23 protein-coding genes are annotated in these 23041 nt (G+C 33.3%); 15 read left to right on the forward strand and 8 right to left on the reverse strand.

Annotation, left to right across the window (positions count from 1 at the left end):
* Positions 1-72 precede the first annotated feature (72 nt).
* From AC1EU5_RS07125 to AC1EU5_RS07145, 5 genes are all read left to right on the forward strand, one after another.
* Positions 73-804 carry an energy transducer TonB gene (locus AC1EU5_RS07125; RefSeq protein ID WP_480191680.1) on the forward strand — a complete coding sequence of 244 codons (732 nt, stop codon included), beginning with the start codon at positions 73-75 and terminating at the stop codon, positions 802-804.
* An 85-nt stretch (positions 805-889) separates the two neighbouring features.
* Positions 890-1633 (forward strand): energy transducer TonB, encoded by a 744-nt coding sequence (locus tag AC1EU5_RS07130; RefSeq protein WP_480191681.1) that lies wholly within the window; start codon positions 890-892, stop codon positions 1631-1633.
* Between the two features lie 63 nt (positions 1634-1696).
* Positions 1697-2440, forward strand: coding sequence for a deoxyribose-phosphate aldolase (gene deoC, locus AC1EU5_RS07135; protein ID WP_480191682.1), 744 nt, complete (start codon positions 1697-1699; stop codon positions 2438-2440).
* A 2-nt stretch (positions 2441-2442) separates the two neighbouring features.
* On the forward strand, positions 2443-3018 hold the full coding sequence (locus AC1EU5_RS07140; RefSeq protein WP_480191683.1) for an acyltransferase: 576 nt from the start codon (positions 2443-2445) through the stop codon (positions 3016-3018).
* A gap of 32 nt (positions 3019-3050) precedes the next feature.
* Entirely contained in the window at positions 3051-5153 is a 2103-nt protein-coding gene (locus AC1EU5_RS07145; protein WP_480191684.1) for an energy transducer TonB, read from the forward strand.
* Positions 5154-5448: 295 nt separating this feature from the next.
* Here the strand turns inward: AC1EU5_RS07145 and AC1EU5_RS07150 are convergent, their stop codons facing one another.
* Complete coding sequence (locus AC1EU5_RS07150; protein WP_480191685.1) at positions 5449-7947, reverse strand: DUF5686 and carboxypeptidase-like regulatory domain-containing protein; 2499 nt, start codon at positions 7945-7947, stop codon at positions 5449-5451.
* A 75-nt stretch (positions 7948-8022) separates the two neighbouring features.
* A complete protein-coding gene (locus AC1EU5_RS07155; RefSeq protein WP_480191686.1) occupies positions 8023-9003 on the reverse strand; it encodes a pyruvate dehydrogenase complex E1 component subunit beta in 981 nt (326 codons plus the stop codon).
* A 163-nt stretch (positions 9004-9166) separates the two neighbouring features.
* On the opposite strand from AC1EU5_RS07155, the gene AC1EU5_RS07160 reads away from it, so the two are divergent.
* From AC1EU5_RS07160 to AC1EU5_RS07180, 5 genes are all read left to right on the forward strand, one after another.
* Positions 9167-9907, forward strand: a complete 741-nt coding sequence (locus tag AC1EU5_RS07160) for an electron transfer flavoprotein subunit beta/FixA family protein (protein ID WP_480191687.1) — start codon at positions 9167-9169, stop codon at positions 9905-9907.
* 77 nt (positions 9908-9984) lie between these two features.
* The gene (locus AC1EU5_RS07165; RefSeq protein ID WP_480191688.1) at positions 9985-10938 is read left to right on the forward strand and encodes an electron transfer flavoprotein subunit alpha/FixB family protein; all 954 of its coding nucleotides are present in this window, start codon (positions 9985-9987) and stop codon (positions 10936-10938) included.
* A 96-nt stretch (positions 10939-11034) separates the two neighbouring features.
* Entirely contained in the window at positions 11035-11640 is a 606-nt protein-coding gene (locus AC1EU5_RS07170; protein ID WP_480191689.1) for a bifunctional nuclease family protein, read from the forward strand.
* Positions 11641-12365: 725 nt separating this feature from the next.
* Positions 12366-13679, forward strand: coding sequence for a NupC/NupG family nucleoside CNT transporter (locus tag AC1EU5_RS07175; RefSeq protein WP_480191834.1), 1314 nt, complete (start codon positions 12366-12368; stop codon positions 13677-13679).
* 144 nt (positions 13680-13823) lie between these two features.
* Entirely contained in the window at positions 13824-14648 is an 825-nt protein-coding gene (locus AC1EU5_RS07180; RefSeq protein ID WP_480191690.1) for a thymidylate synthase, read from the forward strand.
* A 57-nt stretch (positions 14649-14705) separates the two neighbouring features.
* Here the strand turns inward: AC1EU5_RS07180 and AC1EU5_RS07185 are convergent, their stop codons facing one another.
* Entirely contained in the window at positions 14706-15002 is a 297-nt protein-coding gene (locus tag AC1EU5_RS07185; RefSeq protein ID WP_480191691.1) for an isoamylase early set domain-containing protein, read from the reverse strand.
* A 307-nt stretch (positions 15003-15309) separates the two neighbouring features.
* Here AC1EU5_RS07185 and AC1EU5_RS07190 point away from each other — a divergent pair, with 307 nt between their 5' ends.
* From AC1EU5_RS07190 to AC1EU5_RS07200, 3 genes are read left to right on the forward strand one after another with little or no spacing between them, the layout of a single operon-like run.
* Positions 15310-15510, forward strand: a complete 201-nt coding sequence (locus tag AC1EU5_RS07190; protein WP_480191692.1) for a hypothetical protein — start codon at positions 15310-15312, stop codon at positions 15508-15510.
* Positions 15511-15563: 53 nt separating this feature from the next.
* Positions 15564-15950 (forward strand): 2TM domain-containing protein, encoded by a 387-nt coding sequence (locus tag AC1EU5_RS07195; protein ID WP_480191693.1) that lies wholly within the window; start codon positions 15564-15566, stop codon positions 15948-15950.
* Positions 15947-16429: a dihydrofolate reductase gene (locus AC1EU5_RS07200; protein ID WP_480191694.1), complete on the forward strand. Its 483-nt coding sequence runs from the start codon at positions 15947-15949 to the stop codon at positions 16427-16429. Before AC1EU5_RS07195 ends, AC1EU5_RS07200 begins: the two co-directional genes overlap by 4 nt.
* A 78-nt stretch (positions 16430-16507) precedes the next feature.
* On the opposite strand, the gene AC1EU5_RS07205 is transcribed toward AC1EU5_RS07200, so the two are convergent.
* On the reverse strand, positions 16508-17101 hold the full coding sequence (locus AC1EU5_RS07205) for a hypothetical protein (RefSeq protein ID WP_480191695.1): 594 nt from the start codon (positions 17099-17101) through the stop codon (positions 16508-16510).
* A gap of 201 nt (positions 17102-17302) precedes the next feature.
* Here AC1EU5_RS07205 and AC1EU5_RS07210 point away from each other — a divergent pair, with 201 nt between their 5' ends.
* Positions 17303-18175 (forward strand): AraC family transcriptional regulator, encoded by an 873-nt coding sequence (locus tag AC1EU5_RS07210; protein WP_480191696.1) that lies wholly within the window; start codon positions 17303-17305, stop codon positions 18173-18175.
* Positions 18176-18180: 5 nt separating this feature from the next.
* Here the strand turns inward: AC1EU5_RS07210 and sppA are convergent, their stop codons facing one another.
* A complete protein-coding gene (gene sppA / locus AC1EU5_RS07215) occupies positions 18181-19953 on the reverse strand; it encodes a signal peptide peptidase SppA (RefSeq protein WP_480191697.1) in 1773 nt (590 codons plus the stop codon).
* A gap of 130 nt (positions 19954-20083) precedes the next feature.
* On the opposite strand from sppA, the gene folK reads away from it, so the two are divergent.
* On the forward strand, positions 20084-21217 hold the full coding sequence (folK, locus tag AC1EU5_RS07220; protein ID WP_480191698.1) for a 2-amino-4-hydroxy-6-hydroxymethyldihydropteridine diphosphokinase: 1134 nt from the start codon (positions 20084-20086) through the stop codon (positions 21215-21217).
* Here folK and AC1EU5_RS07225 read toward each other — a convergent pair.
* The 3 genes from AC1EU5_RS07225 to gldB form a co-directional block, all read right to left on the reverse strand.
* Positions 21209-21619 carry a DUF3995 domain-containing protein gene (locus AC1EU5_RS07225; RefSeq protein ID WP_480191699.1) on the reverse strand — a complete coding sequence of 137 codons (411 nt, stop codon included), beginning with the start codon at positions 21617-21619 and terminating at the stop codon, positions 21209-21211. The two genes, folK and AC1EU5_RS07225, sit on opposite strands and share 9 nt — an antisense overlap.
* A gap of 8 nt (positions 21620-21627) precedes the next feature.
* Positions 21628-21987 (reverse strand): gliding motility protein GldC, encoded by a 360-nt coding sequence (gldC, locus tag AC1EU5_RS07230; RefSeq protein ID WP_480191700.1) that lies wholly within the window; start codon positions 21985-21987, stop codon positions 21628-21630.
* Between the two features lie 111 nt (positions 21988-22098).
* Positions 22099-23019, reverse strand: a complete 921-nt coding sequence (gene gldB, locus AC1EU5_RS07235) for a gliding motility lipoprotein GldB (protein ID WP_480191701.1) — start codon at positions 23017-23019, stop codon at positions 22099-22101.
* Positions 23020-23041 lie beyond the last annotated feature (22 nt).

Genomic DNA, 23041 nt, shown 5'->3' on the forward strand with positions numbered 1-23041 from the left:
TTTCATCATGACTTTTGTCATTTTTTAACTAATTTGTTGTCAATACCTTAGATAGAAGTAAAATCTAAGGTTATGGAAGCAAAAAAGAATGATAAGGTGAAAATTGAAAATTTTAGTAAAATTTTTTTTCAATTAGGATTAGTGCTTGCATTGTTAATCACGTATGTTTCATTAGAGCATAAAGTACTTGAGCGCAGTCTTGATGCGTTAATTGCAAATGCAGTAAATCAGGAAGAGTTAGAAGAAGACATTCCAATCACAGAGCGTATTGAACAAATTAAGCCACCTGCCCCTCCTCCACCTGCACCAGAAAAAATTGAAATCGTAGAAGACAAAGAAGAAATTATAGAGACTGTTTTAGAATCTACAGAAGTTGATCAAGATGAAGCGGTAGAAGTCATAGAAATTGAGGAAATAGAAGAAGCAATTGAAGAAGAAGAGGTGGCTGCAGATGTACCTTTTGCAGTAATTGAAGAAGCACCCATTTACCCAGGTTGTAAAGGTAGCAAAGCGCAAAAAAAGCAATGTTTAAAAGATAATATTACCAAACATGTTGGTAGAAATTTCAATACTGAATTAGCCCAAGAATTGGGACTGCAACAAGGTAAAAAAAGAGTATTTGTCATGTTTAGGATCAATCACTTGGGCAACATTGATAATATTCAAGTACGTGGTCCGCATAAACGATTAGAAAGTGAGGCTGTTAGAGTCATAAAAAAATTACCTAAAATGACACCTGCCAGGCAGCGCGGTCGGGCTGTTGGAGTTAAATATTCACTACCCATTACTTTTGACGTGCAATAATTTCAAATCCCGGCTTAAAGCCGGGATTTTTATGGTATGTTTCTTGTGGTTGTTAACATAATTTTAACGCTTAAATTAAATTATTATGAATTCACAAAAACATCACCAAAAAGACAAATTACAAAAAAGTTCTTTATTGTTCTTACAATTAGGGCTGGTACTCGCACTATTTTTAGCATATAGCGCCTTAGAATTTGAAACTACTAAAAAAGAGATTGGAAGCATAGATTACATTTCTAATGAAACTCCTTATATAATTCAAGATATTCCAATAGTGAATATTAAAAAACCCGTAAAAGACAAACCCAAAGTAGTTGAAAAAAGAGCTTCAGGTGATGAATTTATAAAGAAAAAAGACGACTTTGAAGAAAGTAAAGAAGTTTTAAAACCTGAAGACCCAGCAGAACAACCAACAACAAGTCAAAAAATTGACGCGTTACCAGGTAAAGAAACCGAAGAAGAAGAACCTGATGAAATTATTGAGTTCAGGGTTTTGGAAGAAGCTCCGGTATTTCCAGGTTGCGAAGGTTTAAATGAAGAGGAATCAAGAGATTGTTTTGTAAAAGGTATTAGAAAGTATGTAAACAAAAAGTTTGACACAGGCATGGCGGAAGGTCTTAACTTACAAGGAAAACAAAAAATCTGGATAGCGTTTAAAATTACGAAAGAAGGCACCATTGAAATTCTGAATGCAAGAGCACCTCATAAAAGTTTAGAAAAAGAAGCAAGAAAAGTAATAGAAAAATTACCAAAAATGACTCCAGGTAAACAACGAACAAAACCAGTAGCAGTTAAGTACACCTTGCCTATCGTATTTCAAGTATATTAAATTTTAAAATCCGGCTTTAAGCCGGATTTTAATTTCCTATTAATTTGGTACATTAGCATATCTATGAAAATTCATCAATATTTAGACGCTACTTATTTAAAAACACCTGAACAAGCAGGCATTTCTGATAATGAAACGAGGCAAATAGTTCTGAAACTACTTAACGAAGCTGTGGCATATGAATATAAGCTTATTATGATAAGACCAGAATATGTTGGTCTTGCCAAAAAAGTGGTTTCTAAAAAAAAATCTAACGTACTTATTGGCACCGTAATTGGTTTTCACGAAGGAACAAATACCATTCAACAAAAATTAAATGAAGCCTCTAAAGCAGTTACTGATGGAGCAGATGAGCTTGATTTTGTTGTTAACTATTCTCAATTTTTAAAAGGTGGACTTCAATTAGTAAAAGATGAAGTTCTTAAATGTTCTAAATTAGTTTTGGAAAACAATAAATCTATAAAATGGATTATTGAAATTGCTGCGCTTACTAATGAACAAATTATAAAAATTACACAGCTAATTCGCGATATTATTGTTGAAAATTTTGACAATGAAAAAGCTTCGCAAGCTTTTGTGAAATCATCAACAGGTTTCTATAAAACTAATGATAATAAGCCTAGTGGTGCTACTTTTGAAGCTATGGAACTTATTGTTGAAAATGCACGCCCATTAAAAGTAAAAGCAGCTGGCGGTGTTAAATCATATGATGACGCTCTTAAAATGATCAATATTGGAGTAGATAGAATAGGTACTTCATCGGCTAGAGCAATTATGAATAATGAAAATATCTCAACAAATTATTAACTATGAAAAGCAACTATTTTTCGCATGAAACAGCAGTAATAGATCACAATTGTAATATTGGCGAAGGCACCAAGATTTGGCATTTTAGTCATATTATGTCTAACAGTACCATTGGCAAAAAATGCAATATTGGTCAGAATGTAGTAGTATCACCTAATGTAGTTTTAGGCAACAACGTTAAAGTTCAAAATAATGTCTCAATTTATACCGGTGTTATCTGCGAAGATGATGTATTCCTAGGGCCCTCTATGGTTTTTACTAATGTTATAAACCCTAGAAGTGCTGTTATCAGAAAAGATGAATATAGGCAAACTCTGGTTAAAAAAGGTGCGAGTATAGGTGCAAACGCTACTATTATTTGCGGTAATGACATAGGTGAATATGCACTTATAGGTGCAGGTAGTGTAGTTACCAAAGAAGTACCACCATATGCTTTGGTAGTAGGAAATCCGTCTAAGCAAATTGGTTGGATTAGTGAATATGGTCATCGCTTAAATTTTAATGAAGATGGGCTTGCCATTTGTCCAGAAAGCAATGAAAAATATCAACTTAAAAATAATCAAGTAGAAAAAATATAATATTACTTTTGCTCCTGACCAAGTAATTATCTATGAAGCAATTTATTTTAGTTGTAATCATTCTTTTTACATATCAAGTAACCTTTTCTCAAGAGGATATATATCCTATTTATAAAGGTTGTGAAAATAGATCAGGCACACGGCTTGAAAATTGTTTTAATGAGAAACTCACAGAAGACGTTATTAGTTCATTTGAAGTTCCTAAGAAAGTTACTTTAGATGGCTATAAAGGAACCATGAATGTTATATTTTTAGTAACTAAAGAAGGTACTTTTGAAGTCTTGTATGTAAGATCAGCATATAAAGAATTAGAAGCTGAAGCTAAAAAGGTTTTTTCATCTCTACCAAAGATAAAGCCAGCTACTTATAACGGTAGGCCTATAGATATGCGTTTTGGTTTACCAATCAGTATCCCTTTAAGTGATCAGCCCGAACCTGAAATAGTTCAAAATGAGATAAAAGAAGTTACGAAACCTGTTGTTATCCAGAAGCAGAAAGAAGAGGAAGTAATAAAACCTAAAGAGGATATTACTACAATAGTTCAAAAAAGATTATTCCCTGAGCATCAGAGTCAGTTAAACATACCCTTAACACATGATATGTATGCCCAGTTGGATTATTATTATGATCAAGGTGAAAATTCGCATACAGCATCTAAACCATATGTTTATAGTGAAGCTTCTAAATATGTTGATCTTGATAACTTGAAAGAACCTCTATTCAAAAATAAAACTTCAAAAGTGGGCAAGAAACTTTGGAATGAGCATTTCTTCAAAGTGCAAAAAGAAGATTATTGGTTTACCATCAACCCTGCTTTTGATTTACAAATAGGTAAGGATAATTCAGATAATGTAGATTATACTTACAACAATACAAGAGCCATTCAAATACAAGGCGGTTTGGGAAAAAAATTCAGTTTCAATACCTCCTTTTATGAGAGCCAAGGAAGGTTTGCTGATTACATAAATAAATATGCCAGAGAGCTTAGACCCTTAGGTGCAGGTGCTACTGTACCTGGTAGAGGAAAAGGAAAAGGTTTTAAAGAAGATGCTTTTGATTATCCTGTGGCCGAAGCCTATTTATCTTATACACCGAACAAAACCTTTAATTTTCAATTTGGTTTTGGTAAAAATTTCATTGGTGATGGCTATCGCTCCTTTATGCTGTCTGATGTTGCATCACCAAGTACCTTTTTAAAAATCAATACTAAATTCTGGAAAGTAAAATATACCAATTTATGGATGTGGATAGATGATGTACGCCCAGAAGTAAGTGTAAATAATGCCAGATTACGTAAATATTTAGCTATACATCATTTAAGCTGGAATGTTAACAAAAGATTGAACCTAGGATTATTTGAAGCTGTTATTACTAATAATGAGGGCGGTAATGGGTTTGATATTAATTTCTTTAATCCTATTATTTTTTATCGCGCAGTTGAATTTACACGAGGCTCTGAGAGCGGAAACGCCATGATAGGACTCAATTCAAAATATAAACTAACTGATAATATCTCTTTATATTCTCAATTTGTTTTAGATGAATTAACCGTAAGTCGTTTTTTTGACGGTGACGGTTACTGGGGTAATAAATTTGCATTTCAATTTGGTGCTAAATATTACAATGCTTTTAAGGTTAAAAATCTTTTCCTGCAGGGAGAATTTAACATTGCCAGACCGTATATGTATAGTCATTTTGGTAATGCAACACTTAATTATGGGCACTTTAATCAGCCACTAGCCCATGCTTGGGGTAGTAACTTCTGGGAGGCTATTGGTATAGCACGTTATCAAAAAGGAAGATGGTTCGGTAATGCTAAATTTGTGCTGGGTGAAAAAGGTTTTGATGTACCTAATTCAATTATAAGCTATGGTGGAGACATTTATAGATCAAATGAATTTAGACCAGGTGATACAGGTAATGAAATTGGTCAAGGTAATAAAACTTCAATTTTTATAGGAGACCTTCAAGCTGGGTACTTGGTAAACCCCACAACCAATCTAAAGGTTTTTGCCGGTTTTACCTTTAGGAATTTTGATCAGAATTTACCCCCTTCTAATGCTCCAAATGAAAACACAACTTGGTTTACTGTTGGTTTAAAAACAGATCTATTTAATTGGTATTTTGATTTTTAATGAATTGGGATAAAAAAAACGTATTTCTCCCTTTTCTTTTATGTTGTCTATACTCTTTTTGTCAGGATAAAAATCATTTCTCATTACAAAGTGAATTCCTTTACGGGAATATCATACAGCAGAAGAGCAAAATTGGATCCTTAGTCGCTCGTCATCCAATAGGATTTTGTTTAAGTTTTAACAAGAAAATTGACTTAAGAAATTAGAGGTGCCAGAAATGTAATTTCTGTCCGACAACCATTAGAAATAATTATTGAAGAAATTTTATAACGGCAGATTTACTCTTGAATAAATTCTAGAAATAGAATCCTACACCCCCTTTAACAGCAAACTTAGTTGCGCCGGGTATATCTTTATAATTTCCCCTAAATACAAAATCAATACGGATTAACTTTAAGATATTCCCTACCCCAACGTGGTACTCCCAATAGGGTTTTGTGGGAGTTCTATAGTCCGGAAAACTAAATGATCTATTGATATCTCTATTTTCCTGAGAAACATTTCCTACAACTGTTCTCACCCCTGCAATAGCTCTTAAATCTAATTTTCTCAATAATGGTAGTCTAGAGAATATTCTTCCGTTAAAATTATGCTCTAAGTGCAGTGCAGCATACTCATCAGTAACGAAATCATAATAATCTAAGAGGTCAAACGTATTTTTCTCTATGAATAACGTTTGGTTACCAGGTACAACATCCATTAAGGTAATAGGAACCGGATCAAAAGTTTTTCCTACCTCAATAGTAGAAACCAATCTACCAAAACCTCCTAATAGATATGGTTGCTGATAGAAAAACTGTAACTTTTTGTATTCAAGATCATTATCAGTAACTCCGTTAAAACCATGGGTATAACTTAAATAAAACGTAGGAAATTTACCTGCATTGATCTCCCCACGTTCCACACCAAAGCCATAAGGTTTCCTATAAGGTGTGTATTTAATTGCAAAATCTACTTCGGTTTGTTGTACTTCAGATTTGACAATACCAGTGTCAGTATCTAAATAATCAACACTAAATTTATCAGGCGCAGCTGATTTTAATGTTTTATAAGTACCACTAACTTTAAAGTTTAAGTTTTTTATGGGCTCTATGGACAAACCAAGATTCGTAAGATTCTTAGAAGTAAGATTAAAATTATTTCCTCTGGTAAAAAAGGCAGCAGATGCAAAACTTCTTTCTAAAAGATCATTAGATGTAGTCAAGCTTACCCCAGTCTGTTCTACGTCTCTTTTATTACCTCCTGACAAAATCAAACGACTACGTTTATCTAACATGATTTTACCAGCAATGCCATATTTAAATTGTCGATCTTTAAATCCATATGCCCCAAATACTTGCAGACGCCATTTGTCTTGTCTACTTTTATATGTCCTTAACCCTCCTCGTATTCTTGTTCCTTCTACATCATTATTACCAAAGGATTGAAATATAGGTCCATATTCAATACCTCCGCCAAGTTCAATATATCCTGAGGCCAACGTACCTGCAAGATCATACAACTGTTTGAAACGTTTTACCGTTTTAAGGGTATCAAGCATTTTATAGATTCCTACCTCGTCTTCATTAAGCTTCTCCATTCTGTTTTCTTTCCAGAAGTCATCAGATCTAGTGTAGATCTCTTCTTTATAAGTATCTACGCGCTTCGCATAAAACTTATCCTCTTTTTTTTCTAGGTCAAATTGATAATTATCATAAAGTGTAGTTCTTCGTCCGTAAATCCCTTTAGACTTATCCTTTTTATTCATGGCAAAGTCAGACATCATATGATCTCGCTTCAATAGGAAAACCGAATCACTCAAAACGGTGAATTCCTGCTCTATATGAATCTCTTTCACCCAGTTAATGTTGGCACTTTTAGTGGCTGACATTTCTATTTCCTTAACCGCAAAAGTGGAATCATTTACCCAAAAATCGCCCTTGAAGGTAAGCTCGTTCTTCCTTCTAGGGTAAAATAAAATATTATAACACCATTTATTATCAATAAAAGCACTATCGGTTAAAACATAGTTATAAACAGATACTCCTGTTCTAGAAAGCGGACTTGTAAAACTTTTGTCAAAAAACTTCAGGTAATTATCATAAACATTAAAATCTACATATAGATCTTTAATAAAGGCAATGATACTCTGACTGTTATCAAAACCAGAATTTTTATTACCAATTAAGTCTTCTCGCTTTTTTCTTGTAGGCTCATTCTGTCCATAAGTTTTGTACGCAGCTTCATTAATAAACATAGGTAAATAAGCTTTACCCGTAACTTTTGAGGTATCTATCTTGTCAAAAACGAACTCCATTCCTTTAAAAATACGCTTGTTTTTGAATTTTTCATCAATATTATTAAGATCAAACTCTATCTTTTCGTACTTATCATATTGATACTGCCTATACAAATAGATACCATTTCTACGTTTCTTTTCCCAAATTTTCCTGAGAATTGCAATGGCAGGATTTCCTTTTTTCCGCTGCTTTCCTGAATATACTTTTACTTCGTCTAATACCGCACCCTCTTGCAATACAATTTTTACATCAAAATTCCTTGCCTTAAGGGGAATAGTTTTCGTTTCATAGCCTAAAAAAGATACCTCAAGTATTTTATAGGTTTTTTCTGATTCTAAATAAAACTTACCATTTTCATTGGACACAGTACCTTCAGTAGATCCTTTAAAGATAATATTAGCAAATGGTAATGGGTCTCCATTTTCATCAACTATAATACCACCTACTTTTACCTGTGCCAGTAAAATTGAGGCATAAAAAAATAACACAAATGTTATTATATATCTAATCTTCATCATTAGTTCTCAAAAAATAAGATTCCTTTCAGAGCTGAACTCGAAAGGAATCTATATAACAATTTTAATGCCAATTTATTTTACGTACATCACTGACTTTACAGCTTTCACCACATCACTAGCATTTGGTAACCATTGCTCTAGTAACACTGGCGAATATGGTGCAGGTGCATCGGCAGTAGTAATTCGTTGTATAGGTGCATCTAAATAATCAAATGCTTGTTCTTGTACTTGATAAGTTATTTCTGAAGCTACGCTACCAAATGGCCATGCCTCTTCTAGAATGACCAATCGGTTTGTTTTTTTAACAGAATTTAAAATAGCGTCATGATCCATAGGACGTACTGTTCTTAAATCTATAACTTCAGCCGAAATATTCTCTTTAGCCAATTCATTAGCTGCTTTATAAGCTTCTTTGATGATTTTACCAAAAGAAACGATAGTTACATCTGTTCCTTCTCTTTTAATATCTGCAACTCCAATTGGTAAGATATATTCACCGTCTGGTACTTCACCTTTATCACCATACATCTGTTCAGACTCCATAAAAATTACTGGGTCGTCATCACGAATGGCTGCTTTTAATAAGCCTTTTGCATCGTAAGGATTTGATGGCACTATTACTTTCAAGCCTGGGCAATTGGCATACCAGCTTTCAAAAGCTTGCGAATGCGTTGCTGCAAGTTGACCTGCAGAAGCTGTAGGACCTCTGAAAACAATAGGAATATTGAATTGCCCACCAGACATATGTCGCATCTTGGCAGCATTATTAATAATCTGATCAATACCAACCAACGAGAAGTTAAACGTCATAAACTCAACAATGGGTCTATTACCATTCATTGCAGAACCAACAGCAATGCCAGCAAAACCCAATTCAGAAATGGGAGTGTCTATTACACGCTTCTCACCAAATTCATCAAGCATACCTTTTGAAGCTTTATATGCCCCATTATATTCGGCTACTTCCTCACCCATTAAATAAATGCTTTCATCTCTACGCATCTCTTCACTCATAGCTTCACAAACCGCTTCTCTAAATTGAATTGTTCTCATTTGGGTAAATTAAAATGAATAGCAAAAATAGAAAATACTAATGTTTAATCACGTGGTCTTGAAGAATATTTTTATTATGCATGCATAATAAATTAAGAAAATGTATTATCTTCGCTCACACAAATTTTAAGTATATATTTTTATACCTATAAATAAATTAAAAATGAAGATATTAGTTTGTATAAGTCACGTTCCTGACACCACTTCTAAGATCAATTTTATCGATAATGATACGAAATTTGATACGAATGGTGTTCAGTTTGTAATCAATCCATATGATGAATTTTCATTAACACGCGCTATGTGGTTTAAAGAAAAGCAGGGTGCATCAATTACCGTAGTAAATGTAGGTAATGCTTCTACAGAACCTACCTTAAGAAAAGCTTTAGCAATTGGTGCAGATGAAGCTATTAGGGTAAATACTGAGCCCACAGATGGGTTTTTAGTAGCTAAAGAGTTAGCTGAAGTAGCCAAAAATGGAGAGTATGACTTAATTTTAACGGGAAAAGAGTCTGCCGATTACAACGGTCAAATGGTACCAGGTATGTTGGCCGCGCTACTAGATTACAACTTTGTAAATGGTAGTGTAGGTATTGAAGTGGAAGGAAATTCAGTTACTTTAGAAAGAGAGATTGATGGCGGTGAAGAAAAAGTAAGTTCTACATTACCTATGGTGGTTGCAGGACAAAAAGGAATAGTTGAAGAAAAAGACCTACGTATACCTAACATGCGCGGAATTATGATGGCGCGTAAAAAACCGTTAAATGTAGTTGAACCAACTGGAGCTGTAATAACGACGGCTACTCAAAATTTTGAAAAACCTGCTCCTAAAGGTGCTGTAAAATTGGTAGATAATGTTGATGATCTTATTAACTTATTACATAATGAAGCCAAAGCAATTTAAAATATTCAAATAACAAAAAAACAAATCCCAAAATTTGATTTTAAAATTTTGAGATTTGATATTTAAAACTTAAAAATATGTCTGTATTAGTTTTTGCCGATGCATCGGAAGGAAAATTTAAAAAAACTGCTTTTGAAGTAGTTTCATACGGAAAGAAGGTAGCTGAGCAATTAGGAAGTAACATGACTGCACTAACTATAAACGGAGGCGATGCTTCTGAATTATATGCATATGGAGCAGAAAAAGTTTTAGAAGTATCTGAAAGTAATTTAACCTCTTTCAACGCTAGAGCATATGCTTCCATTATAAAGCAAGCTGTTGATGCTGAAGGTGCTGATGTTGTAATTATAGATTCAAGTGTAGATGGATTCACTGTTGCTCCTCTTGTGGCAGTAGCTATAGAAGCAGGCTATGCTTCTAATGTGGTTGCGCTACCCAACAGTACTGATCCTTTTGTAGTAAAAAGAAAAGCATTTTCAAATAAAGGATTTAATAACACTGTTATTTCAACGGCAAAAAAAGTAATTGGTGTTGCCAAGAACTCGTATGGCGCACATGAGAATCCTATATCTGGATCTTCTGAGAGTTTCAGTGTAAGCTTACCTGAATTAGGAATAAAATCAGAAAGTTTAAATAAAGCTAGTGGTAAAGTAACAATTGCTGATGCTGATGTTGTTGTTTCTGCAGGAAGAGGATTAAAAGGTCCTGAAAATTGGGGGATGATAGAAGAGTTAGCAGATGTTTTAGGAGCGGCTACAGCATGTTCTAAACCCGTTTCTGATCTTGGTTGGAGACCACATTCTGAGCATGTAGGACAAACAGGAAAACCTGTTGCTTCTAACTTATATATAGCTATAGGTATTTCTGGTGCTATTCAACATTTAGCAGGTGTAAATGCCTCAAAAGTGAAAGTGGTTATCAATACAGATCCTGAAGCTCCTTTCTTTAAAGCTGCTGATTATGGCATTGTTGGAGATGCTTTTGAAGTAGTACCTCAACTGATTGAAAAATTAAAAGCGTTTAAAGCGTAGAACGCATAATTTTTTATAAATTGTGCCTCTAAAGGCTGTCTAATTTAGGGCAACAAAGTCCTTAGTTAGACAGCCTTTTTAATTTAGAACTTATAAATGAGTTTAGTACGACTTAATATAAAGGGCATTTCATATAGCCAAACCCAAAGTGGTGCCTATGCATTGGTACTTAGTGAAGTTGAAGGAGAACGTACCTTACCTATTATCATCGGGGCTTTTGAAGCCCAATCTATTGCCATAGCATTAGAAAAAGAAATCAAGCCACCAAGACCACTTACACATGATCTTTTCAAAACATTTTCAGACCGTTTTCAAATTGTTGTAAAACAAGTTATTATTCATAAATTGGTAGATGGTGTGTTTTATTCAAGTTTGATTTGTGAGCGCGATCGGATTGAAGAGATTATTGATGCAAGAACTTCAGATGCCATAGCTTTGGCTACACGCTTTAATGCACCTATATTCACATATGAAAATATTCTTGACAAGGCAGGTATCTACCTAAAATCTAAAGAAGAACCCGATATAGAACCTTCAAAAGTAGAAGTTGAAGAATTAATTACTGATACCTCTAAAGAAGTTTCATATAAGGATATTTCACTAGACGAACTCAATAATAAATTAGACGAAGCAGTTACCAATGAAGATTATGAATTGGCGGCAAAACTTCGTGACGAAATCTCAAAACGTCAGCAAAAATAAGCCCTACAGATATGATGCGAAAATTATTTTTTGCCCTTTTCTACGTTTTCATTTTACAATTTTCTTTTGGCCAAAATATCGAGAAAGAGTGGCTGTTCAATTCTATTGAAAATTCTGATGGTCAATCATTATTCGAAATTTTAGACACGGATTCACTCCACTTAAAAGATGGTAAATTTAATTATCAACTAGAAGCTAAAAATAACCTAAAGGCTTCTGGGAAATATGTGCATCATAATGATGAACTTGTTTTTTATTACGATACCCCTAAAGACACTACAAGAACATATCAAATAGTTGAACTTACTGATTCAACGTTAGTCTTTAAAGGAGAAGGTATTAGCTATAAGTTCAAAAAAAATGAAGTAAACAATATAGCCGATTTAAAAGTTAACGATTGGCAGTTAAATAAACATTTAGTCTATGAAAGTTATCCCGATAGTATAGATGACAAATTAAAATTTGAAAAGGGAAAAGAATTTTTATCTCTTAATGTAAATGGTGAGTATACATCTATAAACAAAAACTTGTTTAATAGTGGTTATTGGCTCCAGAATAATAATTTACTGGTATTTAAACAAAAAGTTCCTCAAGCAATCGATATATATTTCGAGATTATTGAATCTTCTAAAAATCAGCTAATATTAAAAAATGGAAATGAGGTAATTGTATACGTTTCAGATTCACACCCCAATTTCTTTGTAAAGGAAACCTCAGACGATAAAATAATTGCTAGTAAAGGGTTTTCTTTTGAAAGTTTATGGAGAGGGCTATTAGGTATGCTTGTTTTAATATTCATTGCATTTTTATTTAGCAGTAACCGAAATGGAATTAATTGGAAAACAGTTGGAATAGGTTTATCCTTGCAACTATTGATAGCTATTGGTGTTTTGAAAGTGTCTTTCATAAAAAAGGGTTTTGACTATGTTGGTCAGATATTTGTGAGTATCTTAGAATTTACACGGTCTGGTAGCGAGTTTTTATTTAGCGGAGTTATGGATGTAAATTCCTTCGGGTTTATTTTTGCTTTTCAAGTTCTACCAACAATCATATTCTTTTCAGCTTTAACTTCTGTATTGTTTTATTTAGGTATTATCCAAAAGGTGGTAAAATTCATGGCTATGATATTGACAAAAGCTTTAGGTATTTCGGGTGCTGAAAGTCTATCAGTAGCAGGTAATATTTTCTTAGGTCAGACAGAAGCTCCATTATTGATTAAGGCCTACTTAGAAAAAATGAACAAGTCTGAAATTTTATTGGTGATGATTGGTGGTATGGCCACAGTTGCAGGGGCCGTATTGGCGGCTTATATTGGATTTTTAGGTGGAGATGATCCCTCCTTACGTTTGGTGTATGCTAAGCATTTATTAGCTGCATCTGTCATGGCAGCTCCCGGAGCCATTGTCATTTCAAAAATTTTATATCCACAAACAGAAAGTGTAAATACTGATGTACATGTGTCTTCTGAAAAAATAGGTGCTAATATTTTAGATGCTATTGCTAATGGTACGACAGAAGGTTTACGTTTAGCAGTAAATGTGGGAGCTATGTTACTTGTATTTGTGGCTTTTATTGCTATGATCAATGGTATTTTTGGATGGATAGGAGATATTACAAATTTAAATTCTTGGATGGTCGCAAATACGCCTTATCAGCAATTTTCATTAGAAGCAATTTTAGGCACCATTTTCGCCCCTTTAATGTGGTTGATAGGTGTGGCAAGGGAAGATATGATGTTGATGGGACAATTGCTAGGCATCAAGCTTGCCGCCAGTGAATTTGTGGGATATATTCAATTAGCCGATTTAAAAAATGCTGCAAATGTAACACACCTTACCTATAGTAAGTCCATTATTATGGCTACATATATGTTATGCGGTTTTGCCAATTTTGCCTCCATAGGTATTCAGATTGGCGGTATAGGGTCCTTGGCTCCAGGCCAACGAAAAACCTTATCTGAATTTGGTATGAAAGCACTCATAGGTGGATCTATTGCTTCTTTGATTTCAGCCACTATAGCCGGAATGATCATAGGATAAGCCTCTCTCCCAAGGAAAGAGGACTTCGTTAATAAACTCTTTATAATTGTTGAAATTAAAATGTAAAAGCCTTTTCTTTTCCGTAAATTTATATGGACTTTTACCATGTAATTTTTTTCTCTTTGGGGAAATCAAAAGGGACTTATGAAACAGTATTTAGATTTAGTAAAACACGTTTTAGAAAACGGAAATGAAAAAAGTGATAGAACAGGAACGGGCACTAAGAGCGTGTTTGGTTACCAAATGCGATTTGATCTCAGCAAAGGTTTCCCAATGGTTACTACCAAAAAATTACATTTAAAATCTATTATTTACGAGTTACTCTGGTTTATTAAGGGTGATACTAATGTAAAATATTTACAAGAAAACGGGGTACGTATTTGGAATGAGTGGGCTGATGAAAATGGCAATTTAGGACCAGTGTACGGCCACCAATGGCGTAATTGGAATAGCGATGATATAGACCAATTAAAAGAAGTTGTAAATACTTTAAAGAACAATCCTGATAGCAGGCGTATGCTCATTTCTGCTTGGAACCCGAGTGTATTACCCGATACTTCTATTTCTTTTTCAGATAATGTAGCCAACGGCAAAGCAGCACTGCCTCCCTGCCATGCGTTCTTTCAATTTTATGTAGCAGATGGAAAATTATCCTGTCAATTATATCAACGTAGTGCAGATATCTTTTTAGGAGTCCCTTTTAATATTGCAAGCTATGCTTTATTTACCATGATGATGGCTCAGGTATGTGGTTATGAAGCTGGAGAATTTGTTCATACATTTGGTGATGCCCATATTTACAGCAATCATTTAGAACAATTAGAATTGCAATTATCTCGTGATCCTAGACCACTCCCAAAAATGATCTTAAATCCAGAAATAAAAGGTCTTGAAGATTTTACTTTTGAAGATTTTACATTGGTAGATTACAATCCTCACCCTCATATAAAAGGGGCTGTAGCGGTATAAAACAAAAAAGGCTTTCAAAAATTTTGAAAGCCTTTGTGTTTCTAACTTAATTTAATCTTATAGATTTAATACACCATTTTCAGCGGCAGCATAATCATTCCAAGCATAACCATCAGCCTGCTCTTCATTTTGCCAATTACCATCAACAACATATCTAAACTCATAAGAATTTCCTGTTTCAAGATCTAAAGTACCTTTAAATGTACCATTCTTTAATTTTCTTAAGCTAGCCTTCTTTTCATTCCAGTTATTAAAAGAACCTGCTACAGCTACTTTTTTAGCATCTTTTGCCGGTACCGTAAAAGTTACTTTACATACTGGCTTACTTTTTAGGTATTGCTTTTTAATCGCCATTTTTTCTTTGATTTAAAGTTTAAAATTATGGTACAAAGGTAGTTAAGTATTGAAATTAACATAAAAAATATTCACTTTAAGGTGTATTTTTATGAATGTATAATTTTTTGACATTCAAAAAAGTAAGAATAAAAAAATTGCTACCTTAAAATTATGAATTTTTCTTTTTTTTAACAGGCATTTTGAGGTAATTAATAATAGTTTTGTGATCAAATTATTGGTTTACTGCTATTTAATTATTAACATAAATTTTCAATTAATTAACTTTGATATACGCGTGTAAGATTATAACTTAGCAAAATAACACATGGAAAAAATGGAAAGAGAAGAATTAAAAAAAAATATTATTGAGCGCATCGGCAAAATTGAAGATATAAATAGGCTAAATGCCATTCAATCTATACTTAACACTTTAGACAATGAGCACCTGAGTATGGATGAAGTAAGTGATGCTTTAGAAACTGAAGATTTTTCAGGCTACATCAAAGAATGGCTCAAAAGCATGTAATATATCCCCCACAGTTTGGCTATATTTGTTGTTACTTCGATAAATAATATTTTTTGGAACACAAAGAACAACACGAAATCTACGAGAAAGCGCGCAAGCGTACGCAGCAAAAAAAACGATTATACTACCATTTTATCCTATTTCTAGTAGGATCAGTCTTTTTGATTGTGCTTAATATCATTTTTAAGGTAGGCGAACAATTTGGTGAGTGGTTTAAATATGCCATAGCTCTTTGGTTTTTTGTATGGATACTTCATTTTATTAATGTTTTTATTACCAAAAAATTCTTCAGTAAAGATTGGGAACGCATAGAAACCGAAAAACTGATTGCCAAACACGAAAGAAAGTTAGAAAAATTAGAAAAAAACCTTATTAAAAATAAGGTAATTACTCCTGAGAATGCCTTACCAAATTCAGAAAAAAAAAGCCTAAACCAATGATCACCATCATTGCTGCCATTGGTAAAAATGGGGAATTAGGCAAGAATAATGATTTGCTATGGCATTTACCTAATGACTTAAAAAGATTCAAAAGAGTAACCGCCGGACACCATGTAATTATGGGCAGAAAAACATTTGATTCCTTAGGTAAACCCCTACCCAACAGAACCAATATCATAATTACAAAGAATACAAATTTTAAAGCTGAAGGCTGTGTTATAGCAAACTCGCTTCAGGATGCTTTGGCTGTTGCTAAAGTAGATGACAATCCTTATATTTTAGGTGGTGGTCAAATCTATGCACAAGCTATGGAAATAGCTGATGTATTAGACCTCACTTTGGTAGATACAACCCTAGAAGCCGACACATTTTTTCCTAAAATAGATACTTCTATTTGGAAAGAAGTATCAAGAGAAGATCATAAGGCAGATGAAAAACATAAATACAACTACAGCTTTGTGACCTTACATAGAAAATAAAAAAGCGGGCTATTTACCCGCTTCAACCAATTAACTAAACTTATGAATCAAAATTCTACTTTCTGTCTATAAAATTTTCTAGATTTCTATTTCATTTACAAATTCCCTGCCATTTGACTTAATAACAACAGTATAAGAACCTGCCGTTGAAGTTGAGAAATCATATACTTTACCAAATGTGTTCCCTTCTTTCTCAATTGTGTCAGCAAAAGCTAAATCATACCCATTAAAGTACATTTTTACCTCCATGGTTTCATTAGTTTGTGCCATTTTAGAAACGTGTAGTTTATCTCCGTTTACAAATACAACTGGTTTGAAGATTTTTTCTTCAGCAGTTTTGTTAAACGTTACAACATTTTCAGTTACTTTAAAAGGAATCACTCTTATTTCAACATTACCATTTAATTCAAAATAGTAATCGCCATTTGGTAAAGCTGTTAAATCAAACCCTTTTGAGTAATTACCCTCATTTTCAATTCTCTCCTTATATAAAGTTAAGCCATTATTATCTTTAATAATCAATAACGCACCTTGCTTTACATTTTTAAAAGTTACATTTGTTGCAACTCCTTTTCTAGCGTTTTCAGTAATAGAAATCTCATTTCCATAACTTACCATTACCGTAGCAACCAATGCTACCGTAACTAAACTTTTCTTAATTAACCCTTTCATAATTTTTGTTTTAAGTTATTAAACGCTGCAAAATTAGATCTGATTTGCACCTAAAAAAACAACAGGTTTGGCTAATTTATATACTATATTAACCTCAATGGTTATTTAACATTTAATATATGTTAATATAGCATACAAATGAGTTAAAAATGCATATGTCCTACCCCAAGAATGCTTTATCTTTGTAAAAATTGTTAGATGATGATCGTAAAGAAGCCAGCATTTGAAAAGATAAGTCCGGAGTTTGGCAGCTCCGTATCAGTACTACATCATACAGAATCGCATCATACCAAAACACCTTTTTGGCATTTTCATCCTGAAATAGAACTAGTCTACGTCAACAAAGGGCAAGGAAAACGTCATATAGGAAACCATTTGTCATATTTTAATAACAGTCAGTTAATTTTAATAGGTTCTAATTTACCTCACAATGGTTTTACTGATAGGTTAACTATGAAGGGAACGGAAACCATTGTTCAATTTAAACCTGATTTTCTTGGTCAATCTTTTTTTAATATCCCAGAAATGAATGCTATTAGTAACCTTTTTGAAAAAGCTAAAAAGGGAATTCTCTATAAGCCAGATACCAAAAAAGTTGTAGGACCAAAAATAGAAGAGCTTGTTGCCCTTAAAGGTTTCGACAGGATTACACAATTATTAGAAATCTTGCAGCTAATGGCTTTAGCAGAGGACTATACTTTATTAAATGTAGACGGTTTTGCTTTTGAAACTCAACCTCAGGATAGTGAAAAGATCGACACTATCTTTAAGCACGTTAATGAGAACTTTCAGCGAACAATTCCGTTAGAAGAAATTGCAGATGAAGTGAGTATGACTGTACCTGCTTTCTGTAGGTATTTTAAAAAAGCGACTGGAAAGACTTTTACTAAACTGGTGAATGAATACAGAGTAGTTCATGCTACCAAACTATTATCTGAAAGTCAAAAAAGTATTACTGATGTTTGTTATGAATGTGGATTCAATAACTTTTCACACTTTAACAAACTATTCAAGGAATTTACAGGAAAAAGCGCTTCAAAATACCGAAGTGAAATGAAACGCTTTATCCAATAAACATATTATTTAATTGTAATCTCAAAAGGCATTCTAGCTTGTATACCTTTAAATTCAGAAAGTTGTTTAATATTCTTGTAGATAGAATAATTCTGCAGGCCCAATTCTTCTTTTAAGATCTTATCTTTCAGCTTAGCACTAAACGAAAATGGATTCAACGCATCTTCAAAATCTACTTTATATCTTGGGTATTTAGTAGTTCTATACTCATCTATCTCCGCCATATCTGCGGCAATCTTAATAGCATCATTTAGGCTTCCCAATGTATCAACCAAACCTAATTCTAAAGCTTCTATACCTGTCCAAACTCTACCTTGTGCTATACTATCAACTTGTGCAGACTCCATATCGCGACCCTTAGCTACTCTATTCACAAACGTAGTATAAATTTGCTCTACACCTTCTTTGGTAACTTTTCTAAAACTTTCATCCATTGGTTCAAACGGACTATATCCTAATGATTGTTCATTTGTACCCACCTGTTCTGCATTAATACCAATATTATCAGCTAGCTTACTAAAATTGGGTATCATACCAAACACGCCAATAGAACCAGTTATAGTTGTTGGCTCAGCAACAATGGTATCTGCATTACAAGCAATATAATATCCTCCAGAAGCTGCATAGTTACCCATAGACACTACCAAAGGTTTCTCTTTCTTAGTCAACTCAAGTTCTCTCCAAATCAATTCAGACGCTAACGCACTACCTCCAGGGGAATTTACACGTAAAACAATAGCCTTTACATTTTTATCTTTTCTCAGTTTCTTGAGTGATCCTATTATTTTTTCCTGCCCAATATAATTCTGATCTCCTTCTCCATACATAATATTACCAAGAGCATAGACTATACCAATCTTATTGGTAGATGTACTCTTAATTCTTCCCTTTCCTGTGCTAATATAATCTTCTAAAGAAACCGAGTTCAATTTATCGTCTTCTTCAACTCCTGTTAATGACTTCAATTTAGCATCGTATTCATCTTGATACAATTGCCCATCCATCATATTATGTTGCATGGCCAATTCAGGACTTCTTACCCAAAGGCTATCAGCAATCAAATTAATTTCATCTGTGGTTTTATTTCTACTCGTAGCAATATCATTCACTATTTCATCCCAAATGGAATGTAAAAATGAAGAGATTTGCTCGCGGTTTGCTTCGCTCATCTTATTATCTAGATAAGGTTCAACGGCACTTTTATATTTTCCATGACGAATCACTTCCATTTTTACACCCGTTTTATCCTCCAAATCTTTATAATACAATACTTCGCTTGCTAATCCTTTAAAGTCTGTTGCTCCTACTGGGTTGATAAAAACAGAATCAGCTACAGAACTCAGATAATAACCCTTCTGTGTATAAAAATCGGCGTAAGCAGTAATAAACTTACCTGATTCTTTGAATTCCAATAATTTATCACGAATGGCTTGTGTTTGGGCAATACCTGCATTTACAAAAAGCGTATTAATACTAATGCCTTTTATATTCTCATCTGTCTTTGCATTTTCAATAGCACTTATGATTTCATGCATTTCAAGCATTTCACCATCGCCAAAGCCAAAAGCATCAGAAAACGGGTCAGTAACATTATAATCGTCACGTATGTTTTTCTCTAAATTCAGTTCTAAAACAGAGTTATTCTTTACTACTACCTCTCCATCATCACCAAACGCTTTAGCTGAGGCAGTGATCATTGCCATAAAGACAAAAAACATAATACCGCCGGCAATAAAGACTCCTAATATAACTGCTAATAATTCTCTTAAAAATTTCATGTAAAGTTGTTTTGCTCATCAGTCTAATTTATACTTAAAAAGTTACACATCAACCTCTTAAAATGTTCATAAATTAGAAGTGCAAATATAAACTTTTATCGGTTGATTTTAGTTTCTTTGTAAGCCTCTCATGAAGGTGCAGCATACCACATATTTATCACTAGGAAGTAATCAAGGAAACAAGCTTGAAAACTTACAAAATGCCATCAATAAAATTGCTGAAACCATCGGTGTTGTTTTACAAATTTCTTCAGTTTATAGAACTTCCGCATGGGGATTTAAAGGTGATGATTTTCTAAATGTTTGTATTGAAATTTCCACTAGTAAAACTCCTGAAAAACTAATAAAAAACGTCTTAGCAATTGAGTCTTCTTTAGGTAGGGAAAGAAATATATTAGGTAAATATGATAATAGACTGATTGATATAGATATTTTGTTAGTTGAAGATGAAATCAGTTCCCATAAAGATTTACAAATACCGCATCCTAGGATGCTTTATCGCCGTTTTGTCTTAGCTCCGTTAGCGGAAATTGCACCAAACGTGCCGCATCCAACAGCAAAAAAAACAATTTTTGAATGTCTGCAAAATTGTAAGGATACAACTTACATAGAAAAAACCGATCTTGTTTTAAAGCGACCTATTTCTTTAGTTGAAAAGTACAACTATATTGCTATTGAAGGAAATATAGGTGCCGGAAAAACAACCTTTGCTAATATGTTAGGTGATGACTTTAATGCCAAACTGGTTTTAGAACGCTTTGCCGATAATCCTTTTTTACCTAAGTTTTATAATGATAATGAGCGCTATGCTTTCCCTCTGGAAATGAGTTTTTTAGCTGATAGATATTCTCAGTTATCAGATGATTTAGCGCAATTTGATTTGTTTAAAAACTTTATTGTTTCGGATTACTATATTTTTAAGTCGCTCATTTTTGCTCAGATAACCTTAGCTCAAGAAGAATACCTGCTTTATAGACGCATGTTTGATATTATGTATAAGGAAATTACGAAACCTGACCTCTACATTTATCTTTATCAAAACACAGAGCGATTGCTTGAAAACATAAAAAAACGTGGGCGTGATTATGAGCAAAATATTCAACCTGCTTACTTAGAAAAAATACATCAGGGCTATTCCGGATTTATAAAGACAGAACAAAATTTGAATACTTTAGTTATTGATGTATCTGATATTGATTTTGTAAATAAACCTGCAGATTATCAACTTCTTATTCAGAAGATCAATGATTTTGAGTTAAAGTAACTCAACTGCAAAAGCCATTAATGCCAGTAGAAGGCATAAAGGTGAAAAATAGTTGGTATCTGCTTTGGCAAATCTAGTGTCCTTGATTTTTTTAAAAAATCCCACATACTTAAAATCACCAATAGCTCTTAATAAAAATATAATTCCAATAACAAAACTTGAATACCTAATCATCCAAGTTGGTAAATCAAAGGATAAAAAGTTGCCTCTAATTAAAAAGAAAAGGCAAAAGATGAAAAGTCCTAAACCAACTATAAAGCTATCTCGGCTTGTAGGATTCAAAATCCTATTTCCATTTTTGTCGGTTGGTAATGCTGTATCAAATCCCCATTTTCCTCCTATGACCCAATAAAAATGAATGAAAGCTAACAAGAAAAATACTGCAGCTAAAATAACTGACAAGACTATAATCACTTATTTAACAATTCTAATTTCTCTGCAAAATAATCGCAAAAATCACGCATGGTAGCAGTCATTTTCTCATCATTGGTTGCTCTATAAAATGTATCTGACATTGAGAGTAATGTCTGGTGAAAAAAATGTTTCATTTCCTCTAAGGGCATGTCTTTGGTCCAAAGGTCCATTTTCAGAGTCTCTTTATTTTTCGGGTCCCAAACAGAAATTAAAATGGCCTTGGTTTCTTCATTATCTATACCACCATCCTGGGCATCCCAAGCCAGTTTTTCAGGCACTTTATTTTCATCTAGTTCAACTGTAAATTTTATTTCGGATTTGTGAATCGACATGTTTTCTATTGTTCTTAATGTCATATTGAACGCAGTGAAATATCTAAAAGAGATTCTTCGCTATGCTCAGAATGACATGATTTATTTTAGGTTTTTGATTTTAGGTTGCAGAAACTCTGAACTCTAAACTCTTCACTACTTAGTAGGTTTATATTTTGATTTTTTAAAGATCTCTTCATTATCAGTTCTAAGCATTTCTTGTAAAGTCATATCATTATTTTTCATAAATGCTTTTACAATTTGCCATCCGTACCACACACCTATTTTTCCAGGTGACTCGGCATCATTTTCACTATAGAATTTAGAAAAAGGTGCATTTTCTATAAAACGTCTGGTCAATTCCTGATCTGTGCTAAACAATAATTCATTCTGAACAAAATACTTCCAAACATTTACGTCATTAAAATCAGCCCACTCCAACTGATCTTTAGTATAACCAATTTTTGTGGCGTCATGAATTTCTGGTAAAAAAGCATCAATCATATATAATCGTTTACCTTCCTGAATCATTCTTGATACAAAGGTTCTACTTTTTGCCCTAGGGATGTCTCTCAATGCAATGACTTCAGCCACTCTCACAGGAATATGGTCTTTGGTAAATGCAGTTCTTAAATACTCAGGAAAATCCTGATAAATCTTACTATCAGAACCTAAAAAATTATCTAATGACACAAATAATAAGCTATCAGCGTAGACTACACTACTTTCATAATCCACATTATTCAATAATGTAATGACTTTAGGTTCATTAAAAGTTGGATAATAGTATTTCACATGTTTAAATAACTCATTGAGTTTTGATTTTGTATCACCAATATCTTTAAATACTTTTTCTGTTTCTGCAAACAATTCTTGTTCGTCTTTATCCTGCATCTTTGCCACCCATGTACTATCTGGTGTTTGAACCGGGAATAAATACGGAAATTTATTTTTTAAAGTGAGTAATTTTGATGGTGACGTTGTATAAAATTCCTGATCAAAACGTGCTATTTGGGTATCAGCTTCAATACCGGAAACATCTACTTGAATCTTGGTATCTTTTTTACAAGAAAACATAAAAAAAACTAGTAGAAAACAA

The organism is Maritimimonas sp. 2405UD52-3, assembly GCF_056591715.1.

Coding starts and splice junctions, on each gene's coding strand:
- AC1EU5_RS07125 (WP_480191680.1), top strand. CDS start 73: ATGGAAGCAAAAAAGAATGATAAGGTGAAAATTGAAAATTTTAGTAAA.
- AC1EU5_RS07130 (WP_480191681.1), top strand. CDS start 890: ATGAATTCACAAAAACATCACCAAAAAGACAAATTACAAAAAAGTTCT.
- deoC (WP_480191682.1), top strand. CDS start 1,697: ATGAAAATTCATCAATATTTAGACGCTACTTATTTAAAAACACCTGAA.
- AC1EU5_RS07140 (WP_480191683.1), top strand. CDS start 2,443: ATGAAAAGCAACTATTTTTCGCATGAAACAGCAGTAATAGATCACAAT.
- AC1EU5_RS07145 (WP_480191684.1), top strand. CDS start 3,051: ATGAAGCAATTTATTTTAGTTGTAATCATTCTTTTTACATATCAAGTA.
- AC1EU5_RS07150 (WP_480191685.1), bottom strand. CDS start 7,947: ATGAAGATTAGATATATAATAACATTTGTGTTATTTTTTTATGCCTCA.
- AC1EU5_RS07155 (WP_480191686.1), bottom strand. CDS start 9,003: ATGAGAACAATTCAATTTAGAGAAGCGGTTTGTGAAGCTATGAGTGAA.
- AC1EU5_RS07160 (WP_480191687.1), top strand. CDS start 9,167: ATGAAGATATTAGTTTGTATAAGTCACGTTCCTGACACCACTTCTAAG.
- AC1EU5_RS07165 (WP_480191688.1), top strand. CDS start 9,985: ATGTCTGTATTAGTTTTTGCCGATGCATCGGAAGGAAAATTTAAAAAA.
- AC1EU5_RS07170 (WP_480191689.1), top strand. CDS start 11,035: ATGAGTTTAGTACGACTTAATATAAAGGGCATTTCATATAGCCAAACC.
- AC1EU5_RS07180 (WP_480191690.1), top strand. CDS start 13,824: ATGAAACAGTATTTAGATTTAGTAAAACACGTTTTAGAAAACGGAAAT.
- AC1EU5_RS07185 (WP_480191691.1), bottom strand. CDS start 15,002: ATGGCGATTAAAAAGCAATACCTAAAAAGTAAGCCAGTATGTAAAGTA.
- AC1EU5_RS07190 (WP_480191692.1), top strand. CDS start 15,310: ATGGAAAAAATGGAAAGAGAAGAATTAAAAAAAAATATTATTGAGCGC.
- AC1EU5_RS07200 (WP_480191694.1), top strand. CDS start 15,947: ATGATCACCATCATTGCTGCCATTGGTAAAAATGGGGAATTAGGCAAG.
- AC1EU5_RS07205 (WP_480191695.1), bottom strand. CDS start 17,101: ATGAAAGGGTTAATTAAGAAAAGTTTAGTTACGGTAGCATTGGTTGCT.
- AC1EU5_RS07210 (WP_480191696.1), top strand. CDS start 17,303: ATGATCGTAAAGAAGCCAGCATTTGAAAAGATAAGTCCGGAGTTTGGC.
- sppA (WP_480191697.1), bottom strand. CDS start 19,953: ATGAAATTTTTAAGAGAATTATTAGCAGTTATATTAGGAGTCTTTATT.
- folK (WP_480191698.1), top strand. CDS start 20,084: ATGAAGGTGCAGCATACCACATATTTATCACTAGGAAGTAATCAAGGA.
- gldC (WP_480191700.1), bottom strand. CDS start 21,987: ATGACATTAAGAACAATAGAAAACATGTCGATTCACAAATCCGAAATA.
- gldB (WP_480191701.1), bottom strand. CDS start 23,019: ATGTTTTCTTGTAAAAAAGATACCAAGATTCAAGTAGATGTTTCCGGT.